The following is a 26,221-nucleotide window of genomic DNA, read 5'->3' on the forward strand; positions in this document are numbered from 1 at the left end:
GTCGGCTATCACTAATAATTAATATATGCGGGAAAAGCAATCCGGTTGCCTCCGACTGGATCTTTGCTTTTTTCAGCTGACTTATTTTCGGAACGGTGATGGCAGAAGTGGCGGAAAGTGTGGGGCAGCAGTCATAAGATAACTTTAACGGATATACGGAAAAAGCGCCTGCAGATGCAGGCGCCGTCATCATCATCACCGTTGGACTATGATCCTGTAGTCGTTATAGAGGCCATAGTCATATAGATCGTAATCGCTACCGGGTGGTTGTACCTTTATATTATACCACTTTCCGGGATCTACCAGGCCGGGAACCGGCTTATTGTAGAATGGTCCTAACACATTTTTTAAACTCCCCGTTATCTTTACGGCAATTGTATTCTTTCCTTTCTTCACCCATTTACTAATGTCAAGCCTGTTAGGCTCACCAATGATAGTACCTGCCAATACACCATTCACTTCTACCGCCGCTACGGTACCTTTCCAGCTATCCAGTTCCACCGCATAGCTTTGCCCGGGGTTCGTAACATCAAAGGTTTTACTATATGAAATTTGCTGGCCATACAGTGGCAAACCCTGTTTGTTCCAGGCGCCCAGCTGCAGCGGCTGAGGAGCTACCACATTCCATCCCTGTTGTGCTGCTTCCAGGTTGAAGTTTCCAAGAATGTATATCGGTTCTATTTCCGCAAATACACTCATGGGAGAAACGGTTACTTCAATTTTGTTGTCGCCGGTTTTGAGGTGATCGCCTATTTTAAACACGCCATTGGAGCGGTCCAGCCACCATTCGCCGGGTTCGTTTTTGACGGTAACACCGTTGATTTTTACATCTTGCCAAAGGCCCGGTTGCTCTATGACCGCTTTGAATTGACGGGTATCCATCTCTGCTTTAATGTTGAAATGATACACGGCCGTGTAGCCGGTACCGATAGAAAACGTATCCCTGCTCACAATGGCATTCTTATATTGCGTACGGTTATTCCATGGATTGCCTACGCCATCGGTAAATCCGAAATGTTTGAAGGCCGTATTGGAAGCAATCCCTACGTGCAGATGGGTATAGTTGGAATCCGGCCGATGAAGATGCAGATCACAAAAGTCGATAGTGAGGGTATTCTCAACAGGTCTGTTCACTACCGTAGGGGAAGTATTGACTGTAACCCAATCTTTGGCTGCATTTATTTCTTTATAGCCCGTCATTTTCTTATCTGCCACAAACAGCATCAGGCTACCTGCTGGCGGTACATTAAATTCAAATGTTACTGCTGCATTTTGTGGCGTATGGGCATAGCGGGAGATCTTCCCATCTCCCAAATCAAGGACCAGTACATCCTTACCAGACATGGTAATTTTACCAACAGAGGAATTGGTCATACTGGCGTTGGTGAGTAATAGCAACTCTCCATTTGCCAGTTTACGGCGCTGGTGATATATGTTGCCACCAATGCTATCGCCCACTATGGGTGCGATGCTAAAGTCATCATGATGAAACTGCTGTATTAGCGCCTGCCGGCTTATGCTGCTGACTTTCGGCAATTGAAGGGCTGTGAGTTCCGGGTTAATCATGCCATCTACTAATTGCAGCTGTTCAAAACAAGCGACTTGTCCTCCTGCTGCAATGAACTTTTTCAACAGATGGAAAGTAGGGCCATCAATGCTTTCCATACCCGGGGGAATAACCACTATTTCATAACCCCGTTGCCCAATCACAAACTGCTTTCCTTTAATACTACCATGATCTTTAATGATATTTTCAGAGCCCAGATCGTATTCCAGGTGGGAACGCTGCATCAGCGTTACGAAGTCGTTGAAACTTTTGGTGATATCGAAGAAGCGTTTATTTTCGGCATCCCGGGCGTAGTACATCCAGGCGGAGGTAGTTGGCTCCAGCACCAGTATATGATTATATTGCTGTCCTCTCGACATCAGGTACTGCATGCGCGAAAAGTAGTGATTCATAGCACTGTAGTAGTTCCACCATGGTTCATGATAAGAAAAGCTCGGCGGGTAATCATATTTTCGTGCACCCCTCAACGTCATGAAAGAGAGATGCTGATTCATGAAATTCACCCCCAGCACATATTGCCAGTCCGCGAGACGTTTCATGTCCTTGAAGGTAAGCTCCCAGCCGCCGCCGCCATAGGTTTCAGAGAGTGTACGGGTTTTACCCAATTGATTCGCTACACTGCTCAGTTCTTTCACCGCGCGTATGTTGCCAAATTGCACGGGTTTATCTTCGTTATATTGATTAAACAGCATATCAATGCCGGGCATTTGATGCCAGGCGTACATGGCCATATTATCAGGTCCATGATAGGGACTAGGCCAACCATGTTCCCAATAGTGCCCGGTCCAGGTCAGGCGTTTGGCGTTCATGTAAGTGGATACCGGTTTGGACCAGCGATCAATAAACAACTGCAATAGCACCTGATAATAATTGTGGCGTACGTGTTTCCAGTCGCCCGTTTCCCGGAAGAGTGCCGGCAGGTGCAGGCGTAAATCGTAGCCCCAGGTTTTGTAGAAGGTATCGAACAAATCCGGCGTCCAGCGTACGCAGTCCTTTCCTTCATTGATGATAGTAGGTTCATCGGAGAAAACACCTTTGATGGTTTGGCCAAATTCGTTGCCTACTATTTTTTCGTAGCCTTTGTAAGTAACGTCAATGAATTTTTCGGTCACTCCTTTCGCCATGAGGTCTACATAAGATACCCCAATAGGACCCGCTACAGAGCCGCGGTTGGAGCGTTGGTAGTTTACTTTCTTAAAGAAGCGGTAGTTACCGGTTTTATCTTTTTCATCTGCCAGATGAGTGGTGATGTCCTGGTACTTTCCATTTTCTTCTTTCAGAAAAAGAAAGTAGAGAGAAAGATTATCCGGCAGTTTATTGGCAGCTTCCATGTAAAGCATCTGGCCCTGGTTGTAGGCTTCCGGCATTTCATCGGCGAGAAGCCCTCCCGCAAATCCGGTAGGGTAGGAGTTTTCGTCGTAGATCCAGATGTTAAGACCTGCTTTCTTTCCCTGTTCCATAGCGTATTTGAACAGATCGTACCAGTCTTTGGATAAATACTCCGTAATCAATCCGGGGCGGGGATGAATGATGACGCCACCGAAATCATTTTTACGGTAATCATTCAGCATGGAATCGATGTCCCGTTTATTTACTTTGGAGTTCCAGACCCAAAAAGGTACGGTACCGAAGTCTTTGTCAGGGGTTTTAAAGTGGGTGACAATGTCTTCAAACCGTTGCGGCTGTTGTGCCTGTAGGCGGCCGGTAGCCAGTAAAGCTGCAAATAATATAGTATGATAGATCTTTTTCTGCATGGCTGTTATTGGTTTTTAGGTTGACTGCTATTGTCCAGCAGCGTGCGTGTGATGATGCTTCTGTGGCCTGCAGGGGTAACAACAATCGTCTTCAATGGAATGCTTTTTCCTTTTGGAACAACGATGGTAATGGGTCCCGTATATTCGTGATCGTAGTCGCCGGGTGGTCTGTTGTTCAGCGTGTAAAATATTTTCGCTCCCGGTACCGGAGGTCGTGCTATTTCAAATCGGAATGCATCGGTTACTATCGTTGAATCCACGGGATGGAACACGGTTGGCACGCGGTAATTCATGCCGTTGCGATCAAACGTTGCCAAATGCGCAGGCAATGCACTATTGGCGAAGCGGGTGTAATTCTTTTGTGAGATATTTGTCCAGCCGCCCTCTGCCAGGGCCAACATGCGGGGCAGGATCATATATTGCAGCTTGGAAATATCCTTGATGTTTTCTGTCCAGATACAACCTTCTATACCCAGCACATGTTGGAGGTCGGCGGTAGACAGGGAAGGATAGGCAGGGTTGTAGTCATAGGCTTTCCATACCGGCGCATCGCCGCCATGGCTGGAAGGTTCCTGGTCGGAGGTACTTTGTGCATAGTCGAAATACAGCCCGTTGCCACCCGGCGCCAGCACAACGTCCATGCCTTTTTTAGTTTGTATAATAGCGCCTTTTTCACCGAAGCGATTCATCACCGCTACATTTTCATTCAGATCGCCTTCCATGATTTCATCCCAGCCGATGAGTTTTTTATTTTTAGAAAGAATGATTTTATTCAGCCGGGATATAAAGTAGCGCTGCAATTCATGTGCATTGTTTATCTGGTGTTCCCGCATAAATTGTTGTATGCTGGAATCCTTTTCCCAGAAGCCTTTGAAGCATTCATCGCCACCGATATGGATATAGGGATAGGGAAATAGGGCAGCTACTTCACCGAATACTTTATCGAGGAATTCGTATGTTTTTTCATTGATGGGATTAAGAGAGTTATCGATATACATCTCGTAGCTACCATCGGCAAACCATTTGGAGAAAGAGCTGCCGGGGTTTACAGCAATGCTTTTATCGCGGGTCACGCACAGCTCTGGATAAGCAGCAATGGCGGCCATGGAATGTCCGGGTACATCTATCTCCGGAAGAATTTCGATGTGGCGTTCGGCTGCATAACGGATGATGTCGCGTACCTGTTCCTGGGTGTAGAAGCCGCCGTCGGTGGCCTTTTCACCGGGTTGTGGTGGCAGGGTATTGCCGCTGAATTCTATGCGGGGTACACGCCAGGCACCAATCTGCGTGAGTTCTGGGTAGCTTTTAATTTCCAGCCGCCAACCCTGATCATCTGTCAGATGCCAGTGGAAACGGTTGAGTTTATAATATGCCATCAGATCCAGCAATTGTTTGATCTGCGGTACAGTAAAGAAGTGACGGGAAACATCCAGCATCAGGCCTCTGTAACCGAAGCGAGGTGCGTCTTCGATGGTCATACACGGAATGGCAGTATTGCTATTGGTGGTGATCAGTTGCAGCAGTGTTTGCATACCATAGAAAATACCTGCCTGCTTGCCGGTGAGTTGAATGCGCGTGGGTGTTATCTGGAGGCGGTACCCTTCGGCAGGTAAATTTTCAGCCCCGGTAGTTGTGATGACAAGTTCCTGTTGACCGTTGTTGGCTGCAGTGCCGGTAATAATCCGGGTATTGATTTTTTGCGTACGCAGTTGATCACGGAAATAAGCAATCACAGGTGGTGCGGAGCCATCGGTACGGATTACGGTATTGGTATTAAAAACAAAGTGACCGGTATCCATTTTTATCAACTGTGGCATAGGGATCAGTGCAGGCAGCGAGTTTTGCGCTACACAACGACCGGCATTGATGCCTGAAAATGCCCAGCAGAGCATGGCTATTATTTTTTTACTAAAGTACATTACTGGTAATTGTCGTAAACGATTTTCACTTTATAGAAACAGGCGCCATTCACTAGCCTGGAGCCTTGTAGTTGTCCGCTGGAAGTATAAAAATCCACTGTGCTGATAGACCAGTTGTTCAGTGAGCAATAAGCGGTAGGGCGTGGATTTTTATTTGCATCGGGTCTAACAAGTACGATTTGTCCACTGGGTTGATTGCCGATTCCTTTTACAAAAGTTAAGTTATTTGTAGGGGAAACGGAAAAGCTTTTGGTGGTTTTATTGAAAACATATTCTCCGCCATTGCTGGTCACCCAGAGCAGGTTGGTGTTGTTATGGTAGATGCTGATTTCATGGCCCCAGGGTGTTGGCAGTATAGCGCGGTATTGTTTCAGTTCCGTCAGTTCCGGTTGGGCATCAGTGCCGGTAATAGCAAGGGCAGTCAGGATGTGCGCATTGTTGGTCATATCCTGACCAGTTACCCAAAGGCAGTTAAGTCCTGGGTCCCAGAGCACGGCATGAGCGGCGCCGAGCGTAAACTCCGTATAGTTGTTAGCGTTAGCACCCTGCGAGGTGGGGTATACCCTGATCCAGTTGCCATCTGATGCGGCTACCGCCAGGTTGCCGTTGGGCAATAGTTCGGCGGAGTGCAGGTTGCCAGAAATTACCTTCGACCATACCCGCTGTCCGGAGGGGTAAGCAATGATGGCGGCAAAGCTGTTGTCGCTGATGGCGGCGAAGGTATTGTTTTGCCAGATGCTCATCTTTCTGACTTTAAAATCAGTGCCACCGCCAAATTTATTGATCTCATCGGTGGTAAAGCCGAGCGTGGTGGTGGGCGACCAGCGCCATTTTTTTGCTTCGGCAGTATTCCAGTCAATGACAGAGGGATCGTATATTTCTATTTGCTTCGTGGCGTCGTTGGTGAGTGCCAGCAAGTTACCCGGGTAGGGTTCGGGAACGGTTGCCGGTGGCGGGTTGGTACCAGGCCCTGGAGCGTTATTAGCTCCAGGGTTTTTGGTACAGGCGGTAAGCACTACTAACAAACCAATAATGATTTTCTTCATGGTATCAATAATAGTTAGGATCGAATGTTTTGCCTTTATAGATAGCGGAGCCGGGTACGGTGCGTGAGCCGGTAGCGGCGCCGGTGGTGGCATTGTAGAAATTCACGGTGGTGGTGCACCAGTTGTTCAGGGTACAACCACTGTTGGGAATGGTTTCCACCAGCGTATTCTGACCAGGTTGGCTGCTGATGCCTTTTACAAATGTTTGTTGTGCCGCACCGGGTAGATCCACGAATGTGCCTGTGGAAATTTTGAAAGTATGCGTACCTCCATTGGTGCTGAGTAGCAACTGATCCGGGTTGTTTACATCTGCGGATAAATCATGTCCCCAGGCCTTCGGTAATTTCGGATATACGGCGAGGGTATCCAGTTTAGGATTGGTAATAGTACCACCTGAGCCTGGCGCGTTGTAAGCATATTTTACCAGCTTATTGCCCAGTGCCCACAGCACCTGGTGGGTTTGATCCCACAGCAGGGCATGTGCGGCGGGTAATGAGTATTGTGTGTAAACGCCGTGATTGGGAGCCGGTTGGGAGGACGAATAGATACGTATAAACCCTACTGCCGGTGGTGTAGTTTTACCGGCGCTGGCTACCACACAGTTGCCATCCGGCAGAATTTCCATGGCATGTAGGGCCGTGGTGTCGTTAAAGCCCATCACCCATAGCTTTTGTCCGCGTGTACCCGTACCCGTATATCTTGCAATGGTAGCAAGCCGGTAAGAGGTAGCGGTGATTACCTGCGCAGTATTGGCAAATACGGTATTGTTACGCACTTTGATATCCGTAGGATCACCCCATAGCGGGATTTCGCTGGTGGCGTTGTACGACAAGGCCGTAGTAGGCTGCCAGGTCCACTTGGGGGTGGTCCAGGAGGCATCTGCCGGATCATACACTTCTATGTTTTTATTAGCCTGATTGGTAATCGCCACCCAGCAGCAGGTAGCTGCCAGTGTGGAGGATGTTTTTTCAGCTGTCTCGGTTTTCACTGCTTTCTTTTCCTTTACCTGTACCTGGGCAGCTTCCCGTGTACATGAAACTATAATGGTGGTCAATGCCAGTACTGTCCCGCAGACATAGGCTGACCGTGAGGACGCCGGGCGTCCCTTCAACATAAGCTTCTTCATGATAGAAAGTTTTAGTTAGTATCCTGGGTTTTGCGTGAGTTTATCGTTCAGCAATATTTCTGCGTTGGGAATAGGAAACAGCAACCGGTCCTGCGTTACATTATAGCTACCGGGTAGCAGATAACTATACTGGGCTTTTTGCTTCACGCCAAATGCAGTCATCACCGTAATTGCTTTTCCGGTACGCACCAGATCCAGCCAGCGCTTATTTTCGAAAGCCAGTTCCACTCTTCTTTCCTGCAGAATGGCGGTTTGTAAGGTGGCTTTGTCGGTGCTGCTGATGTTGTGGGTAGCATCGCCAAAGGCCCTTGCTCTCACTGTGTTCAGGTAAGGCAATGCCTCACCTGATTTGCCTTGTTCATTCAAACTCTCCGCCAGCAGCAACAGTACTTCTGAATAGCGGTATACCGGCCAGTCGTCGTTGGTTTGGTTGCCGATGGTGTGCGTATGCAGAAACTTCTTCGGAAACGGGCGTCCTACTTTGCCTGCAGGTGGCGTGTAGTTCAAGGCTGATTTAACAGCGGTGGCAGTGAAGTCGTCGCTGGCGTTGAAGCTACCTTCTGCAATCGCGATGGAGGCATCGAGGCGAAGGTCACCGCTTTCGTAGGCATTGATCAGGTCCTGTGTAGGCGTATTGTAGCCACCCACCGTGGTTACGTTGTTATAGTTCACACCGGTCACGATGGTGGTATTGGTCATGCGTGGGATGAAATTGTAGACAGAGGCTTCTGTCATTGCCTGCGGTACAGCAAGACTGGTGTTGGTCTGTATCTCAAAGATAGATTCTCTTCCATTTTTATTATTCAGTTCAAAAGCATCACTGTACTTTGGGAACAGAGAATAACCCATGGTGGTGACCTGTTTCAGCGTACTTTCAGCGAGGTCATATTTTTTTAGGGTAAGATAAACATCGCCGAGCAGTGTCAATGCAGCGCCCTTTGTAGCGCGGCCGGTTTGCGGAAATGTCGTTGCGGCTAATTTAGCAATAGCATCAGTAGCATCTGCAATGATCAGGTCATAAACTTCCTGCGCGGTAGCGCGGGGAACGTAAGTTTCTTCCCGGGTAAGTGGAGCGCGTTTGTAGATAGGCACACCACCGTAGAAACGCACCAGATCAAAGTAGGCGAGTGCCCGGATAAATTTTACCTGTCCCAGTATGGTGTTGCGGTTGGCTTCCGCCAGCTTGATATCATCAATATGATCAATCACGATATTGGCAGCAGAGATAGCACCAAAGGCAGCATTCCATTTGGGAGGCGTTTGGTTATTGTATTTATCATCCAGAAAGTCGGCGATGTTATTACGATTGGTAGTAGCTACCGCCTGGTCGGATGATTTATAATCATAGTGGGTATTATCTGAACGCATTTCTCCCATGGACCAGGCACTCTTATTGTTATAGAGGCCACGCAATTGGGCATAGGCGCCATTCACCGCCAGGTCGTAGTCATTCTGCGTTTTGAAATAGCTGTTCAGACTGATTCTGTTCCGATCTGTTTCATCCAGGAATTTTTTGCAGGAAATCTGGACCAGACTAAATATCACTAGTATTAAGGAGATGATTTTTTTCATGTTGCTGATTTTTAAAGACCAAGGTTCAAGCCGAACGTAAATGTTCTTTGCAGCGGATAGGCGCCCAGGTCCTGTCCTTGTTGTGTCACAAATGCAAGCCCGGCACTCACTTCCGGATTACCGGGATAGCTGGTGAAGATGTATACGTTTTGTGCAGAGCCGTATAATCTCAGACTTTTAATGACGGGTGTTCTGAATTTCCGCAGCGTATAGCCGAGGGTGATATTGTTGATGGTTAGATGTGACGCGTCGTGCACGAACAATGAATTATCGGTACGATAAGCAGCCGTAGTACCTGCCAGGGTGCGTGCTACGCGGCCGTTACCAGGATCTGATTCAGAGCGCCAGCGTTGCAATAATTCCGGAGGACCATTGAACACCCCATCCAGGTTGTAAGTACTTTCCTGCATACCGTTTTTCAATTTGTTACCATAGGTACCAGACATGGTGATGCTCATATCAAAGTTTTGGTATTGGAAGCTGTTGGTTAAGCCAAAGATGAAGGTCGGGTTAGGATCTCCGAGTACGGTCTGATCTTCCGGGAAAGTAATTTTACCATCGCCGTTGAGATCTTTGAAACGTACGGTACCAGCCTGTGAGGTAGTAGTGGTGCCTGTTCCGTAGTACTTAGGGCCGGCATCTGCTTCCGCCTGATTTTTGAAAATGCCGTCGAACACATAGCCGTAGAACTGACCAATAGGTTTGCCTACCAGTGTACGGAAGTCGGTGAATTCTGACAGCGTAATGGTAGGGTCGGCAGCAAATGGAATATTATTCAGGCCGATGCGTTTCACCAGGTTTCTGTTGAATGCGATGTTGAAATCCGTGCTCCACTTGAATTTTCCAATCAGGTTTTTACTGCTGACGGTGATCTCATGGCCCCATTGGCGGATATCACCGAGGTTGTCCTGTACTTTCGTAAAGCCGGAAGATTGTGGCACAGGAAGCTCGAACAGCAGGCCTTCCGTCATTTTATCATAGTAGTCGTAGCTCACATTCAGGCGGCCATTCAGTAATCCAATATCGATACCGGCATCAAACTGGCGGTTACGTTCCCAGGCCAGGTTGGCGTTGCCGAGGGTACTCTGTACTTTACCCGGAGCGAGGCCACCGGAGAACGTGTAGTTGGAATTGTCGATACGCGCTACGGACATATAATTGCCATTCAGTTCATTATTACCAGTCAAACCATAACTAGCTCTTAGTTTAAGAAAACTCAATGCTTTGATGTCTTTCAGAAATGGTTCATCACTGGCTATCCAGCTGCCGCCTATCGAAGGGAAAGTTCCCCATTTATTATTGGCGCCGAAGCGGGAAGATCCATCCCGTCTGATAGAAGCCTGCAACAGGTAGCGATCTTTAAAGCTATAATTAATTCTTCCCAGCAGGGATACCATTGACCATGCATTGAAGCTGGACGTATTGGTAGTAAAACGGGTAGCGGCACTCAGGTACTTAACATTATTATCCGGAAAATCGCGGCCTACCATGTCGCTGGCAAATCCGGTAGAACGCTGAAGGGTGAAGCCTGCGAGTGCTCCCAATGAATGGTTACCAAAACGTTGATTGTAGTTTAAGGTATTTTCATTCAGCCATACGTAGTCTGTGTTAGTCAACGACTCACCTAAAGCGGAGTTGTTTCCAGGCGGAGGGTTTTCCATCGGCAGCGCATTGAATCCACCCATAGAAGTAGAAGGGATAAAGCGCTGGCGATTCATGGTACCAATATCTGTGCTACCGGAAGTACGGAAAGTGAGGTTGTCCGTTAGTTTTACTTCTGCAAAAACATTGGCCAATACACGGAAGCGGTTGGCATCGTCTGTTACTTCCATCAGCTGACGTAACGGGTTCGCCCATACGAATTGGTTGGTGAAGCCTGAAATGCCCAGCGCCAGCGAACCATCCGGATTGTAAGGAGAGCCCATCGTGGGAATCATGGAAGCTGATGCAAAAATGGCCCGCTGTCCGTCTACGTTAAAGCCGGTGCCTTGTCTGTTGTTGTGTTCCAGCTGAAGGGAAGGCGCTACGCCAAAGCCGAATTTCACGCGTTTGCCGGGTGTGAAATCACCGTTGGCGCGGAGTGAGAAACGCTTGTAACCCGTGTTTACCAAAATCCCCTGCTGATCAAAGTAGCCAGCCACTATGCTGTAGGCTGCCTTCTCAGTGCCGGTGTTCACCGCAATGCTGTAGTTCTGTACCGGAGCGGTTCTGGTCAATGCGCTAAACCAGTCGGTGCCTTCCCCGTATTGATCCGGGTTTTGATATACTGCTGGAATACCGCCGGTATAGCCTTCGTACTTGATTTTATCTTCATAAAATCCCTTCATGTAAGTAGCCAGCTGTTGGGCGTTCATCACAGGCGGAATCAGTTCCCGCATGAGGGAAGCCCCGCCATAGTAGGAGTTGAAATTGACTTGTGTGAGGCCGGCTTTACCGCGTTTGGTGGTGATGAGGATCACCCCGTTGGCAGCGCGGGAGCCATACAACGCTGTAGAAGCCGCATCTTTCAGGATGGTAAACGTTTCTATTTCATCCGGGTTGATGTTGTTGATGTTGTCAGGATTGCCGGGCATAGGCTGACCATCTACCACTACCAGCGGTCGTACGCTGGAAGTAAAGGAGGCGGCGCCACGGATGCGCAGGTCCATACCCTGACCAGGGCGTCCGGTAGTTTGTGCTACTTGTGCGCCGGGGAGTTTACCTTGCAGTCGCTCCGCAAAGGTACCAGTAGGCTGATCTTTCATTTCACCCGCTTTCAGTGTTCCAACGGCGCCTACTACATCGCGGGCGCTTTGTTTACCATAGGCAATCACTACTTCGCCCAGCTGAGAGGAGGTTGGCTCCAATTGTACATTGATGATAGTTTGCCCATTGATGGCTACTTCTTTGGTAGTATAACCGATGTATCTGAATTCCAGCACGCCGCCGGCATCGGGAACATTCAGGGAGTAGGAACCATCTGCCAGCGTAGCGGTACCTATTGTTGACTTTTTGAGTTGTACGGCCACACCAGGCAAAGGATTTTTATTGGCGTCTGTTACCCGTCCTTTAATCGTTACCGCCACTACTGTTGGTGAAGGTGTGCGGGTGATGACGATGGTATTCTGACGAATAGTATAGGTAAATGGCTGGTTGGCGAAACTCTTTGTGAGTACTTCGGCGATGGTGGCATCGCTTACCTGTAAGGTAACAGGTTGTGCATCCTTCAGGATGTCTACATTCCAGAGTACGTTGTACCCGGTTTGTTTTCTGATCTGGCGAAATACATCTTTAAGTGTGATCTGTTTTGCTGATAATGTCATCTTCTGCGCATAGCCGGTGGCCTGCACTTCCAATAGCGCTGCGATCATTAACACAACGGTTAGTTTCATAACCAACAGGATTTTTTTACGCGTAGCGCCAGCATACCCCTGGCCTACGACAGGTATGTAAAATTTCATTACATTTGGATGTTTGAGTTTAAGAATCGATAACTGTGACTACAAAAGCATTAGAGATTTGTCCTTTACAGGGTAGACTCAAATTTTTGGCCGGGGGTGCTGGAACACTCCCGGTTATTTTTTTGGACCCTGTTTGTGCAGATTTTTTTATGGCATAACGGTGATCCTCCTTCCTTCTAGTTTAAAGTGTACGGCGCCGGTTAATTCCAGCATATTTAATACTTCAGATACGTTTTTAGACCGTGACAAACTACCGGCAATCGCTTTCTTTGAAATGTCGCCCTGGTAGTGTATTTCCACATCATACCAGCGACTGATCTGCCGCATGATGTTTTCTACTTTTTCATTATCGAATAAGAAGTAACCATTCTTCCAGGCAATCGCTTCTTCCGTATCGCCGTCGGTTGCATTCATTTTGCCGGTGGCCTTTTGCAGTATGGCTGCTTTGCCCGGTGTGAGTGTTACACCTGTTCCCAGATAATTCACTTTCACGGCGCCTTCCAGGAGGGTAACTACATGGCGTTGTTCCTCCGGATAGGCGTTGATGTTGAAGTGCGTGCCGAGTACCCGTACATTCATGTCGGTATTGGTACCGGAATTAATCGCTACATAAAAGGGCCGGTTAGGGTCCTGAGCCACCTCAAAATAAGCTTCACCAGAGAGCGTGACCTTTCTTTCATTGCCGGCGAAGGTGGCGGGGAAACGCAGGGATGATCCGGCGTTCAGCCATACACGGGTGCCGTCTTGCAGCGTAAGCTGGTATTGGCCGCCATAAGGGGTGGTGAGGGTGTTGTATACGATAGCCGTGCTGCTACTGGCTGTGCTGTTGTACTGTACGTGACCGCTATCTGTTTTATTGATCGCGGCATCGCCCTGATCGGTGATGATACCATCCTTCGCGTCTTCCAGTATTACTTTGTCGCCGTTGCTGAGTGTGAGCACTGCTTTGTTGCTGCCAGGACGCACGTCCTGTGCCAGTTGTGCAGGGTTATTGTGTGTTGTCTTTTTCAGGAGCGGATAGGTGAAATAGCCTGTCAGCCCCAATAGCAGCAATATGGATGCCGCCGCGGAAATATAGATCCAGCGGCGCTTGGCGGCCGGCTTTGCGGTGGGTGTGCTGATCTGTTGCTGCAAGTGCGTGAGCATGCGCAAACGCACCTGTTCTTCTTCATCAGCATTATCTGACAGCCATTCGATATCAGCTTCGTTGTGATCCTGGTACCAGGCCATCAGCCGGGCTTCTTCGTCCGGCGTAATGGTCCCTTCCAGGTATTTTTCAATGAGGTGAATGATGTTGTTTTTCAACGGATGTATTTTATCGTTACAGTGATATGTTCCCTAAGTATTTACTTACCCTTAGTGGTAACAAAAATTTTTTTTAGCGTGGCAGCGGTCACAATTTCAACCGTAGTTCTTTCAACGCTTTGGTGAGGTGTGCTTCTGCTGTTTTCTGGGAAATGCCTATTCTGCTGGCTATTTCCCGGATGGTGAGCCCATCGGTTCTGCTTAATTTAAATACCAGCCGGCATTTTTCGGGCAGTGTTTCCACGATACCATTGATTTGCTGCTGCAGGAACCGGGTATGAATTTTTTCTTCTTCCCAGTCGGCCACCTGTGGATCAGCTGCCTGCACGGCAATTTCGGTGCGGCGTTTCTGGCGTACATACTGTTTAAAAACAGCCAGGCGTACTGCTGTAGCCAGGTAGGCACTGATATTGTCGATGTACAGCTCTTTCCGTCTGTTCCATAGGCTGATGAATACCTCCTGCACAATTTCTTCTGCTACTGTCTTATTCCGGCTGTGTGCATAGGCAACAGCCAGCAGCGGCTGCCAGTAGCGTTCATAGATATCAGCAAAAGCTTCCCTGTTGTCCTCCCGGAGAGACAAGAGTAACACTGCATCAGTTATTTGCCGCTGCTGTTTCATATTACAGGTAAATATGCCGGGTATTGTTACGGAGAGCTGCAATACCCTTCATAACATGGATCTTATGTTTACAGGAATATGTACCATAAGGGGAGGGGATACCCTTAGTGCGCGGAAATATTTTTGAAAATTTTTAAGAGAACAGAAATTCGATGAAGGGAATGGCCCATAGATAAGGGCGATTGAGGTTGACCTTCAGTACCTTCAATGCTTTGGTGAGATGTGCTTCCGCCGTTTTTTCAGCGATGCCCATGCGCTGGGCTATTTCAGGAATGGAAAGCCCTTCTTCTCTGCTGAGTTTGAATACCAGCCGGCATTTTTCCGGCAATTCTTCTACAATGCCATTGATATGCTGTTGCATAAAGCGGGAGAAAATCTTTTCCTCATCCCAGGAGGCCACCAGCGGATCGGTGGTTGCTTCGATGATCTGGGTTCTGCGTTTCTGCCGGGCATATTGTTTAAAAACAGATAGCCGCACGGCCGTAGCAAGATAGGCGCCGATATTCTCTATATACAACTCCCCACGACGGTTCCATAAGCTGATGAAAACTTCCTGGACTATTTCTTCGGCGATATTTTTATCCCGGCTATGCAGATAGGCGACGGCCAGTAATTTTTTCCAGTAGCGGTGGTAGATTTCGGTAAAAGCTTCCCGGTTGTCCTCGCGTAAGGACATTAACAGTGTTGCATCGGAATATTGCTGGTACCGGTTCATACGAATGTAATCCGCTACAAGATTAGAAAAATTAATCGAGCAATTACATCAGGATATGAAAATATAATATAGATGAGTTATTGTAAGGAATTTTAATATAATAACCACCCGGTTTACCGGTGTCTTATCTGTCAACCTTTCATCCATCATTTCCCTTTTGCGCAAATATTTCTCCGCTTTACATAAACAAACACCACCATTGGTCGTAAGATTTTTGTGATGGACCATTTTATGTACTGTAGCATGTTTAGAAAACCATTGACTTATATTTTACTGATAGTTTGTTTTATGACGGAAAGTGTTTATGCGCAAATTAACCCGGCAACTTATACCTTACTGGGAATCATAGCGGATTCCACACTGTAGGGAATAAATATTACAACCAGGCGCTGAAAGTTACGCTGAACTGGGAGTTAGGATCACTATTTAAACCAGGCGCCGCAAAGAAGATCAGTAATGATGACGTAAGAGAACAATCAAAAGGGTAACGGCAGTAAGGGGGCGCCCCGGAATTTCCTGATTGAATAAACGTTTTTCCGGATTCGATTGGAAAAAGGAAACTTGTTCGCTGAATTTTGCAGAAAAGAATTATTCAATATCAAATCTGCAATCGCACAAGTTTACTATGAACAACCCATCTAATAAATACTTTGTAAGAAGTCTGTTTATTATCGCCGTCTTATTGTTATCTGTGAATATCGGCTATAGTCAGCAACATACCGGCAGTATCCACGGTACAGTACGTACAATGGATAATGTACCGGTACCTTTCGTGACCATTGCCGTTGTTGGTACCACAAAGGTACTATTTCGAATGAGCAGGGCAAATATGATCTTCCGGCATTGTCTCCCGGAACTTATACCCTGCAGGTAAAGTCTGTTGGCTTGCTGCAACAGAGCAGGAGTGTGACTATTACAGCCGGGCAGCAGCGTTCGGAAGACTTCCTCCTGGAAAAAGATATCCGGGCATTACAGGAAGTGAAGGTTACCATTGGGTACAACAAATTTGCCCGTAAAGAGGTAGAAGATGTTGCCCGGCTGCCCATTAAAAACCTGGAGAATCCGCAGGTATATAATGTAATTCCGAAAGAACTACTCCAGGACCAGGTCATCATCAGTTACAATGATGTATTAAAGAATGTAACAGGGGTAAGTCAGGCGCTTGTGAATGGCTCTAACTCGTTTAACCTGCGTGGCTTTATTACCATGAGCTATCTCCGCAATGGTTTACAGGATTATAAAATGAACAGCATAGAAGTGGCTAATATCGAGCGGATCGAAGTATTAAAAGGTCCATCTGCAACGCTCTTTGGCAGTAGCCTGGTTTCATTTGGAGGCCTGTTGAACCGGGTGTCCAAACAGCCACTGGAAACATTTAAAGGCGAAGTATCTTATATGGCCGGCGGCTTTGGATTGAACAGGGTGGCACTGGATATCAACACGCCTTTGAGCAGGGAGCGGGGACTTTATCTACGTACCAATGCCGCTTATCATAGTGAGGGAAGCTTCCAGGATGCCGGATTTACAAGAAGATTTTTCGTGGCTCCGTCTCTTTTGTATAAACCTAATCAACGATTATCCGTATTGATAGATGCAGAAGTATACACGCAGAAGGCCAACGACTTTAACCGGTTGTTCCCGGAAAACTCTTTTACAAAGACAACGCCCCGGGAGCTGGATGTTGACTGGACAAAATCGTATAGCGACAACAGCGTAATCGATCGTAAGCCTTCTGTAACCGTTTATGGAAATGTGGACTATAAGTTATCTGACATCTGGAAATCGCGTACGAGTATATCTTATACACATGCCACCCAGAAAGGACTATATAGCTGGAATGAGATCCAGGGAGATAGTGTTTCCCGTAATCCGGGCTACCAGAATAATGTGGTGAGTAATATCCAGGTGCAGCAAAATTTCAACGGAGATTTCCGGTTGGGTGGAATGCGTCATCGTATAGTGTTAGGTTTGGATTATTATCTCAGCAATATTCAGAATGATGCCGCAGCGATATACGGGTTCGATAAAGTAGCGATCAAAGGGAATGATCCCCATTACCACGATCTTACAAAAACAGCGCTGGACGCGGCACTTAAAGAAGTACCCATGAGCATGTCTTCTACCCGGCAGCAGACGTATAGTGCCTATGTTTCGGATGTGATCAATATTACCGGACATCTGTTGGCAATGCTCAGTGTGCGGGTAGACCATTTTTCCAATGATGGCACAAAAGACCTGGTGAAGGATACGATCCAGGGACAATACGCGCAAACCGTAGCTTCTCCTAAGCTGGGATTGGTTTACCAGGTGGTTGCTGAAAAAGTAGCTTTGTTCGCGAATTATATGAATGGTTTCAGTAATAATGCGCCTTACCGGCAGCCAGATGGGAGCGTTGCCAATTTCAAGGCAAGCCAGGCAAACCAGTGGGAAACCGGTGTAAAGCTGGATTTGTTGTCCGGAAAGTTGAATAGTACTATCAGCTATTATCATATTAAAGTAAGCGATATGATTCGAAATGATAATTCCCCGGGACGTAGTAATTACCAGGTGCAGGACGGTGGACAAATGAGCAAGGGCGTTGAAGTAGAAGTGATTGCCAATCCTTGTAAGGGCTTGAATTTTATTGCCGGATATGCTTACAATGATGTGTATACTATCAACACCAATCAAGATATGGATGGTTTGCGCCAATGGACCGGCCCCGGACAAACCGCTAATCTTTGGATTAATTATTATTGCTTAAAGGGGGCGCTCAAAGGCCTGGGCATGGGTATTGGTGGTAACTATAACGGTAAAGGCTATATTAGCCAATCCCGCCGGGATGGTATGTTTTACATGCCGGCATATACCGTGTTCAACACCGCCGTAAGCTACGAGCACTCATTTTATAAAGCGGCTGTAAAAATAGATAATCTTTCCAATGAGGTATATTGGGGTAGCTATGTCAGCCAGATGATGCCAAGGCGACTAAGCGCCAGTGTTACAGTGAAGTTTGGTAAGTAATTGTAAAAACAAGACGGAAAAGCAACGGGTGTTTCGTTTTGAAACACCCGTTGCTTTTTTATTTTTGTGGTATCCCAACGTCAACCTATGAAAGGCAAAATTTCATTATACGGCTTATGCGTAATGATACCGTAGAGAGAAAGCAGGAATAGAATGAATACCACCAATAAGGTAAGCGGCTTATATCTGAATTCCGTTCCTTTCTTTACCGTATACCGGTAATATAGTATGGTTGCGATCAGATATAGGCTTGTAAATGTCAGGATGATAAAATTTACTTCCATATTACATCTGTTCGCTCACCGCTTTTTTAATAATCATTTTACCGGAAATATACAGTCCGATGAGTACCACCAGAATACCAGTGCCAATTTGTGTTAAGTATTCCGCCACCCAGGCCACCAGAATAGCTACAATATGGATTTTCCCGTTGGCATCTGGTCGAAACATGTTGCCGTTAAAAATATAAACGGCGAAACATACGAAAACGAATAACCATACAGCGGCGTATACATAGTCCAGTGGCTTCTTACTAAAGGTGAATTTTTTGTTCATATAAAGGTAGGTTTATACCGCAATAGTAATAATAATTACTATGTCATTCCCGGCGAATTTAATATTCGCCGGGAATGAATCAATATTCGCCGGAAAATGTGTTCATCTAATATTGATATCCCAATAATTTCCGCATCTGATAAAATACGCGTTCAATCAATCTTAAGTCCTGTGTCACTATTTCCGCTGATCCCCTCAGTTCCCGATCGAACGGCAGTTGCTTATGGAAAGAAGTCTGTAATCCTTTTGGCAGCAGGATATACACGTAATAGTTACCATCTTTATCCGGTGCACTCGCCATATTTCTGACAGTTCCTTCCACCATACCATATTCCTGGAAAGGATAATTATCAAGCTTTACCAGCACCTTCTGGCCGGCTTTTATTTTGCCGGAGTTTACAGAAGGCACCTGCAAACGCCCCATCAGCATATCCCTTTCCTGGGGCATAATGGAAAACAGGACATCACCAGGTTTCACGAATTGGTTTTTACCAAGGAACTGCTGGAAGCTCACAGTGCCATCAATGGAAGACTGCAACAGATAGTTTTGTTCCCAGGCATTGAGGGATTTCCGCAATTGCTCAAAGAGTTGTCCTGCCTGCGCAGTGAAATTGATGTTGTCTTTTTGTGCGCTGATAGTCGCGCCACTGCGTATTTTGATGATACCACTGATACTTTCCTGCAATTGTGAAATGGTAATATTCAGGCTCTCTACATTTTGCTGCGCCTGTAATAGCTTCATCCTGGCCTGGTCCATTTCTGCGGCCGACACTACTTTTTCTTTAAATAATTCCTGGTACCGGTTAAATTCTTTTTGAGATAATTCCAGTTTAGCCAGCTCCAGCCGTTTTTGCTGTTGTAAGGTTTGTATCCTGCTTTTAGAAGTAGCCAGACTCTGCTCTGCGGCCACATAGTCAGGGGAATAGGGGCGGAGTTGTTCGTTGAGTTGTACATCTGTTAATGCTTTGGCGAAGGCGTTATAGTCGGCCTGAATTTCCCCGAGTTTAAAGCTGGCTGCTTCGTGAATGGGAAAATGTTCCAGGTGATTCCCTGTTATGGTATCAATGATGGCTCTCAGCCTGCGTACATCTTTGTAATCTGCGGTGGATTGCAGTACCATCAGTACCTGCTGTTTAGTTACAGCTTGCTGATCCCGTACAAAAATTTCTTCTACTTTGGAACTCACTCTTACCTCTGGTTTTTCCGGTGGGTTTTGGGAAGATATGATAACTGTGGATGGCACAAATACCGGGTACTTGATGAGATAACTCATTACAAGGATCAACAACAGGAGAATGAGTATAACGGTGTTGCCCCAACGTATCATCCAGTTCGGGGGCTGCGACATAATATCCTGCACTCCTTCGGAGCGAAGTTCTACTGTATCAAGGATGTCTTTTTTAGTTTCCAAGCTCCAACTGATTTTTAACTAACCGATAATATTCTTTTTTCAACGACACTAATTCTTCGTGGGTACCTTCTTCTACTACCTTTCCTTTATCCAGCACAATGATTTTATCTGCATGTTTTACGGTCGACAGGCGATGTGCAATCACAATGGCGGTTTTGCCTTTGAAAAACTGCTCCAGGTTTTGCATGATCACCTTCTCGTTATTGGCGTCCAGGGCGCTGGTGGCTTCATCAAACAGGATATATTCCGGCGATTTATACACTGCCCGGGCAATGAATAATCTTTGTTTCTGTCCACCGCTCACACCCAGTCCTTCATTACCGATCTGCGTATTATAGCTGAGTGGCAGCCCTTCTATAAACTCTTTGATATTGGCAATTTCCACGGCGCGGCGGAGTTTTTGTTTATCGATGGTATCTTCTCCCACAGCAATATTTCCGGCGATACTGTCGTTGAACACATATCCTTCCTGCATCACCACACCACAGTTTTCCCGCCAGTATCTTGGCGAAATATTTTTCAGCGGTACATTCCCGATTTTGATGTCTCCAGCTCCCGGCTCGTAAAATTTCATCAGCAGTTTCAGCAAAGTAGTTTTGCCGCTTCCGCTGGCGCCTACAATGGCCGTGGTTTTCTGGTAGGGGATACGGAGGCTCAGTTGTTCAAAAACAGGTGTGCTGGCGCCGGTATACCGAAAGGACAGGTTGCTGATTTCAATGTCCTGTTGGGGAATGTCTTTGACGGAGATATCCTGCAGGGGTTCTTCATCGTCCTTATCATGTATTTCACCTAGCCGTTCCATGGCTATCCGGGCATCCTGCATATGCCTGATAAAATCAATCAGCTGCAGTAGGGGACCATTCAGCTGACCGATGATGTATTGAACAGAAAGCATCATCCCGAGGGTCAGTTTACCGTCCAGCACCAGTTTGGCGGCGAGAAAGCTCACGAAGATATCTTTCATCTGGTTGATAAAATTGCCGCCTACTGATTGCCACTGTTCCAACGACAGAGAACGGATCTGGATTTTGAACAATCTTACCTGCATAAACTCCCATCCCCAGCGCTTTTGCTTCTCTGCGTTATGCATCTTAATTTCCTGCATCCCATTGATTAGCTCAATCACTTTGCTTTGTTCCTGTGTAGTCTGGGAAAATTTTTTGTAGTCCAGCTCCCGGCGCTTTTTCAGGAAAAAGGTAATCCAGGTAACTACCAGAATGGCGCCTGCCAGGAAAATGAAGAACAGCCGGTAGTCGTAAAAAAGCAGTACGATACTGAATATAACAAGATTGAAAAGCGAGAACAGGGTGCTCAGCGACGAGCTGGTCAGCAGTTGTTCAATCCGGTTATGGTCGCCAATACGCTGCATGATATCACCGGTCATCCGGGTATCAAAGAAGCTGATAGGCAGTTTCATCAGTTTGATGAAGAAGTCGGATACAATGGATATGTTGATGCGGGTAGAGAGATGTAATAATATCCAGCCTCTGATTACTTCAATCCCCATTCTGCCGGCAAATAGCATTACCTGCGCCAGCAAAATCAGGTAGATAAAATTTACATCATGATTCTGAATACCTACATCCACTACGCTCTGCGTCAGAAAGGGGAGAATCAGCGATAATACGCTACCGGCCAGCAATCCTATTGCCAGCTGGATCATCAGTCTTTTGTACCGGTATAAATATTTAGATAAAAATGAGAAGCTGTTCCTGACAGGCTTCTCACTAAATTCATTTTCATAAAAAGCAGGTGTTGGCTCCAGTGCTAATACAATGCCTTCTTCTTCCTGTTCCTCTTTACCAGCGCCCATCCAGCCGGCAACGAATTCCTGCTTGCTGTAGGTGAGCAGTCCAAAGGCTGGATCAGAAACGTATACGGTATTCCCTTTAATCTGATATACGACCACAAAATGCTGATGCCCCCAGTAGGCAATGCAGGGGAGTGGTACATCCTCAACTAAAGTATTAAAATCTATTTTTACAGCGATCGATTTCAAACCCAGTGCCTCCGCTGCATTGGAAAGTCCCATCAGGGAGCTGCCTTCTCTGGTGGTTTCCGCCAGGTCACGGATCGTGGGCAGATCTATCAGTTTGCCGTAATGCTTACTGATAATCTTGATGCAGGTAGGACCGCAATCCTTGCCATCAGGCTGTTTATAAAAAGGGAATGATTTTAATTTCATATTACTTTATCAATGATCTCAGGCCATAATGATCAATGGCCGCCTGTTTCAGAGGATTGTTTGTCCACTCCTCCCATTCGCTTGTATAAGGGTTGTAACCACATTTGAGTGGCTTGGAGTAGATATCTTCCGGTGTTTCAACGAAAGCCCTGCAATCCGTGCATACATGCCGGAATTCGCAATCTTTGCAGGTATTAATGTCGTCCTTCCGGATATTCCAATATTTTTTAAAGATAGGTTCCTCCAATACAGCCGATAGCGCCACTTCTTCCATATGTCCGAAGTGCGTTTGCATGGAAGGGCAATTCCGGATATATCCATTGTAGTCGATGGACAATTTCCTATTCAGGCAGGTATTGTGATGCTGGCTCTCCGTGAATAATTCCAGGTTTGACTGGAAATAGGCCGCGCTGATTTCACCGCAAGCCAGGCAGGAGTTAAGATGTTTGGAAAGAAAGATAACGGATACGGTATCATCGAAAATCTTCTCCAGTTTTTGTTCCGGCGCGTCGTGTATCCATATCGATCTCACCCGTGGGTATTCTTTCACCAGGGATTCCAGTGAGTGAAGACTGATACTGTCGTGGTACGACAGTACCAATCTTATTACTCTCAATGTTTTACCATTGAACGTTCCTAGTAGCGGAAGGAGATCGTTTACAGAAATAGGCTGATAAGATCTGATTTCCAGTGCCTGCACATTAAAATCAAATAAATCATCCATGAATTTGTTGGTATAATTCAATTGGTCATTGTACTCCAGGATAACATTGGTAATGGGTGTATAGCGATCCCACTGTAAGTCCATTGGTATGAGCTGTTCCAGTAAACGATCATCTATAAAACCCATATCTTTCTTCACCACAAAATGGATGTAACCCTCAATGGCTTCTTTATTGTCTTCTCCAAAATGGGCAATACAATCGGGTATGGAGTATTGTTGCAGGTACTGTAATACCTCAAAGGTATCATTCGGGATATGATAATATTTGTGCAGCTGCAAATCACAGAGTAACGACATATTCGCACCGTGCACCAACTGGCAGTTTGCAAACAGATTTAAAAATTTCATGGTCAAAATTTTGAAATAGGCTTGTAGAAGCTCTGTAAATCAAATGCGGGGGCATTAATTTTCTCCGCTTTCTCGTACTTAACAACGCGCTTACCATTTGAAGCATCCTCTGCATCCAGGTAATACAATGGCAGCGGTAATCTTTCCTTTTCTTTCAGCTTACTGGTGAATTTTTTCTTCATGTGCGTTCATCTTGCTTAATAATATGGCCATTTTCCTTTCCAGGTAATAGTTACAGGGGAAAGACACCATTCCAAACTGACCTTCCGGATTTACTTCCAAAAAGTAATAGTCTCCCTGACGGTCTACCATTAAATCAATGGAACCTGTTTTGAAATGGAGCGCCTGCATTACCTTACGGAGCTTTTCTTCCACAATGGCCGGTAGCTGGTAAGGCACGGTTCTGTTGGGTCGCTCATCATCGTAGTTCCGGAAATCGTCCTTTGTTTTTTTATTATTTTGGGAGAAGATGGCCATGCTGTAGAAACTCCCATCGAGGTAAAATGCCCGGACTTCATATTTTTTCTCTACCTTTTCCTGTACCATAGACGGGAAAAACTGATCAGGCATCCGTTTTAGATTAGATGCGTTAATTACTTCCGTCAGCATCTTGAACTTCGTACCGGATTCATCATCTACCAAAATGCATTCTCCCATTGGTTTCACAATCAACTCCGGATATCGTTCCAGTAGTGCTACCACAGCAGTTTTCGTAGTTACCACTTCTGTAAACGGAACTTGCAAACCGAATTCCTTCGCTAACATGGACACGTGGAGTTTGTTCTGACTGTTCTCTATGATCGGATCATTCAGCCATTTATGCCGGTCTATGGTGTGGAATAATAAGGAATGCAATCCATTAAACTCATCTATCAGGAACCTTCTAACGGTATAGCTGGTTGGAGCATGCTCTTTTTTAAGACTGTATTTTGATGGAAAACTATATAGCTTTCTCCTGTACCAGACCACACCAATGTTGTCATTTTGTGGAAGCGCGTTCAGGCTCGTAAACTCGAAGAAATCCTCTCCATTTATGCGTTGGAAAGGAACCTGGTAGTAGTTCAGCCACTGACACACATTATCCGTGGTGGTTTCGAGAAATGCCTGGCTTAAAATCAGAATTTTCTGGTTCATCAATAATTGTTTTTTACTACCTCACTGATTCGTCAAAATTTGGGACAACAATGGATGATATGATTAATGGATGATCATTGCTATTAAGGAGTTAAATGGATGATCAGGGTGCTAAGGAGTTGAATGGATGATCATAACACTAAGGAGTTAACAAAGGGAACTGTCCGCACTACGGGACAGCCCCTTGTTGTTTGTTCAGTACCAGCTGAAGGTTAACTGACGACTATCTCGCGTCCCCGCTGTGATCACAGAAGTATTGATCACCTCTTTGCGTAGGTGTGTGAGTGGTAGTTGGGTTTTCACTATCGGAAAACTCCATTTGCATTTGCATGAGACCACCCTTAACGCTTTCCAGGGATGAGATTTTCTTTTCGTCTAATTTTGTCAGTTTTTTCATTTTGCTTTAATTTAATTAGTTAACAAATAAATGATTAGTTGCCTGCGTCTTCTTTGGTATCGGTTACCCAATGTCTTCCATTCCAGGACGCGGAATTTGAAGTGGTTTTGTCTCCGTCAGAAAATTCCATCATCATCTGCATGAGACCACCTTTAACGTTTTCCAGGTTTTCTACCTTTTTTTCGTTTAATTTTTGCAGTTTTTTCATAGCTGTTTACGTTTAAATAAGTTAACAAATCAGGTGACTAATTAATTCTTTGGATCCTGTTTAACATCAGTTACCCAATGTTTTCCGTTCCAGGATGCTTCATTGTAGGTGGTTTTAGTTTGGTCGTCGTCCAGAGAGAATTCTGGTTGCAACATCATCAAACCACCTTTAACGTTTTCCAGGTTGGTCACCTTTTTTTCGTTCAATTTTTGTAGCTTTTTCATATATGCTTTTTTTAATGTGTGCTACATATCCGTACTGACCTTTAAGGTGCATGTTTCGGTATGCATTTTACGGGTCATCGTATATGGTTAAATTATTACAGGACTTATTCCCTGTTTGATGACTCAAAAGTAAGGTGGGAAAGGATCACGGGAATACGTGATCAATATTTGCGGGGAACAAATCATTATTTGCCGGAAAAGGGGAAATATCCGCGGAACTAGATGCGTTCCAGGAATTCAGCCACGGTATCTTTTTTACGGTCCGATACGGGGATCTTGGCGCCGGTGGTCATTTCCAGGTATCCATCTTTAAAATATTTACTTACAAAATGGGCATTGACGAGGAAAGACTGATGGCAACGGAGGAACATCTCTGTAGGTAAAACGGATTCATACTCTTTCAATACTTTGGATACGAGGATAGAGGTGCCGTCTTTCAGCCAAAACGTGGTATATCCCTTATCACTGCTGCAATACACGATATCTTCTATATTGATGACCTGTGTAAACGTAGTGCTTTTTAATGCAATGCGTTTAGGGCGGGCGCTGCGGTTGTAATGGGCAGCCGCAATTTCCAGTTGATATTGGTTGAATTTATGTTGCTCGGTTTTCTTAAAGCAGCGGTCCACGGTGTCCTTAAACTGTTCTGTATCCAATGGCTTCAGGAGGTATCCGCCTGCGCCGAGGTTAAGGGCGTCAATGGCATACTGATTATAGGCGGTAATGAAAATCACCTGCATGGCCGATATATCGATGCGGCTGAAAAGGGTAAAGCTGGTATCATCTTTCAACTGTATATCCGCCAGAATCAGCTCCGGCTTTAATAGCGGAATTTCTTTTTCTGCTTTGGCAATATCTGCGGAATACCCTACCAGCTGCAGATAGGGGAGTTCTGCTACTAATGCTATAATGTGTCTCTGAATATTTATTTCGTCTTCAAGTATATAAACAGTCATTGTGCTGCTA

Annotated in this window: 20 protein-coding genes; 2 read left to right on the forward strand and 18 right to left on the reverse strand. The window is 46.0% G+C overall.

Going from position 1 to position 26,221, the window contains the following annotated elements:
• Positions 1-195 precede the first annotated feature (195 nt).
• The 9 genes from AC1DFM_RS12020 to AC1DFM_RS12060 form a co-directional block, all read right to left on the reverse strand.
• Positions 196-3,321: a glycosyl hydrolase gene (locus AC1DFM_RS12020; protein ID WP_477076973.1), complete on the reverse strand. Its 3,126-nt coding sequence runs from the start codon at positions 3,319-3,321 to the stop codon at positions 196-198.
• A 5-nt stretch (positions 3,322-3,326) separates the two neighbouring features.
• Positions 3,327-5,240 carry a family 20 glycosylhydrolase gene (locus AC1DFM_RS12025; RefSeq protein WP_477076974.1) on the reverse strand — a complete coding sequence of 638 codons (1,914 nt, stop codon included), beginning with the start codon at positions 5,238-5,240 and terminating at the stop codon, positions 3,327-3,329.
• Positions 5,240-6,286, reverse strand: a complete 1,047-nt coding sequence (locus AC1DFM_RS12030) for a DUF6528 family protein (protein WP_477076975.1) — start codon at positions 6,284-6,286, stop codon at positions 5,240-5,242. The genes AC1DFM_RS12025 and AC1DFM_RS12030 overlap by 1 nt, the downstream gene beginning before the upstream one ends.
• A 4-nt stretch (positions 6,287-6,290) precedes the next feature.
• Positions 6,291-7,412, reverse strand: coding sequence for a hypothetical protein (locus AC1DFM_RS12035; protein WP_477076976.1), 1,122 nt, complete (start codon positions 7,410-7,412; stop codon positions 6,291-6,293).
• 15 nt (positions 7,413-7,427) lie between these two features.
• Positions 7,428-8,984, reverse strand: coding sequence for a RagB/SusD family nutrient uptake outer membrane protein (locus tag AC1DFM_RS12040; protein WP_477076977.1), 1,557 nt, complete (start codon positions 8,982-8,984; stop codon positions 7,428-7,430).
• A gap of 11 nt (positions 8,985-8,995) precedes the next feature.
• Positions 8,996-12,355 (reverse strand): TonB-dependent receptor, encoded by a 3,360-nt coding sequence (locus AC1DFM_RS12045; RefSeq protein ID WP_477076978.1) that lies wholly within the window; start codon positions 12,353-12,355, stop codon positions 8,996-8,998.
• Between the two features lie 216 nt (positions 12,356-12,571).
• Entirely contained in the window at positions 12,572-13,729 is a 1,158-nt protein-coding gene (locus tag AC1DFM_RS12050; RefSeq protein ID WP_477076979.1) for a FecR family protein, read from the reverse strand.
• 88 nt (positions 13,730-13,817) lie between these two features.
• Entirely contained in the window at positions 13,818-14,351 is a 534-nt protein-coding gene (locus AC1DFM_RS12055) for an RNA polymerase sigma-70 factor (protein ID WP_477076980.1), read from the reverse strand.
• A gap of 133 nt (positions 14,352-14,484) precedes the next feature.
• A complete protein-coding gene (locus AC1DFM_RS12060) occupies positions 14,485-15,027 on the reverse strand; it encodes an RNA polymerase sigma-70 factor (RefSeq protein ID WP_477076981.1) in 543 nt (180 codons plus the stop codon).
• A gap of 664 nt (positions 15,028-15,691) precedes the next feature.
• Between AC1DFM_RS12060 and AC1DFM_RS12065 the strand changes: the two genes are divergently transcribed.
• Both AC1DFM_RS12065 and AC1DFM_RS12070 read left to right on the forward strand, forming a co-directional pair.
• Positions 15,692-15,940, forward strand: coding sequence for a hypothetical protein (locus AC1DFM_RS12065; RefSeq protein ID WP_477076982.1), 249 nt, complete (start codon positions 15,692-15,694; stop codon positions 15,938-15,940).
• Complete coding sequence (locus AC1DFM_RS12070) at positions 15,910-18,069, forward strand: TonB-dependent siderophore receptor (protein WP_477076983.1); 2,160 nt, start codon at positions 15,910-15,912, stop codon at positions 18,067-18,069. Before AC1DFM_RS12065 ends, AC1DFM_RS12070 begins: the two co-directional genes overlap by 31 nt.
• A 285-nt stretch (positions 18,070-18,354) precedes the next feature.
• Here the strand turns inward: AC1DFM_RS12070 and AC1DFM_RS12075 are convergent, their stop codons facing one another.
• The 9 genes from AC1DFM_RS12075 to AC1DFM_RS12115 all read right to left on the reverse strand — a co-directional run bounded on the left by AC1DFM_RS12075 (position 18,355) and on the right by AC1DFM_RS12115 (position 26,211).
• A complete protein-coding gene (locus AC1DFM_RS12075) occupies positions 18,355-18,624 on the reverse strand; it encodes a hypothetical protein (RefSeq protein WP_477076984.1) in 270 nt (89 codons plus the stop codon).
• Between the two features lie 106 nt (positions 18,625-18,730).
• Positions 18,731-20,035 carry an HlyD family secretion protein gene (locus AC1DFM_RS12080; RefSeq protein ID WP_477076985.1) on the reverse strand — a complete coding sequence of 435 codons (1,305 nt, stop codon included), beginning with the start codon at positions 20,033-20,035 and terminating at the stop codon, positions 18,731-18,733.
• Positions 20,025-22,220, reverse strand: coding sequence for a peptidase domain-containing ABC transporter (locus AC1DFM_RS12085; protein WP_477076986.1), 2,196 nt, complete (start codon positions 22,218-22,220; stop codon positions 20,025-20,027). The genes AC1DFM_RS12080 and AC1DFM_RS12085 overlap by 11 nt, the downstream gene beginning before the upstream one ends.
• A 1-nt stretch (position 22,221) precedes the next feature.
• Positions 22,222-23,292, reverse strand: a complete 1,071-nt coding sequence (gene gwsS / locus AC1DFM_RS12090; RefSeq protein WP_477076987.1) for a grasp-with-spasm system SPASM domain peptide maturase — start codon at positions 23,290-23,292, stop codon at positions 22,222-22,224.
• Positions 23,293-23,294: 2 nt separating this feature from the next.
• On the reverse strand, positions 23,295-23,474 hold the full coding sequence (locus AC1DFM_RS12095; protein WP_477076988.1) for a hypothetical protein: 180 nt from the start codon (positions 23,472-23,474) through the stop codon (positions 23,295-23,297).
• Positions 23,452-24,426, reverse strand: coding sequence for a grasp-with-spasm system ATP-grasp peptide maturase (gwsG, locus tag AC1DFM_RS12100; RefSeq protein ID WP_477076989.1), 975 nt, complete (start codon positions 24,424-24,426; stop codon positions 23,452-23,454). The genes AC1DFM_RS12095 and gwsG overlap by 23 nt, the downstream gene beginning before the upstream one ends.
• 431 nt (positions 24,427-24,857) lie before the next feature.
• Positions 24,858-25,031 (reverse strand): hypothetical protein, encoded by a 174-nt coding sequence (locus AC1DFM_RS12105; RefSeq protein ID WP_477076990.1) that lies wholly within the window; start codon positions 25,029-25,031, stop codon positions 24,858-24,860.
• Between the two features lie 41 nt (positions 25,032-25,072).
• The gene (locus AC1DFM_RS12110) at positions 25,073-25,255 is read right to left on the reverse strand and encodes a hypothetical protein (RefSeq protein WP_477076991.1); all 183 of its coding nucleotides are present in this window, start codon (positions 25,253-25,255) and stop codon (positions 25,073-25,075) included.
• A gap of 218 nt (positions 25,256-25,473) precedes the next feature.
• Positions 25,474-26,211 carry a LytR/AlgR family response regulator transcription factor gene (locus AC1DFM_RS12115; protein ID WP_477076992.1) on the reverse strand — a complete coding sequence of 246 codons (738 nt, stop codon included), beginning with the start codon at positions 26,209-26,211 and terminating at the stop codon, positions 25,474-25,476.
• Positions 26,212-26,221: the final 10 nt, after the last annotated feature.

The organism is Chitinophaga sp. 05T412 (assembly GCF_056396465.1).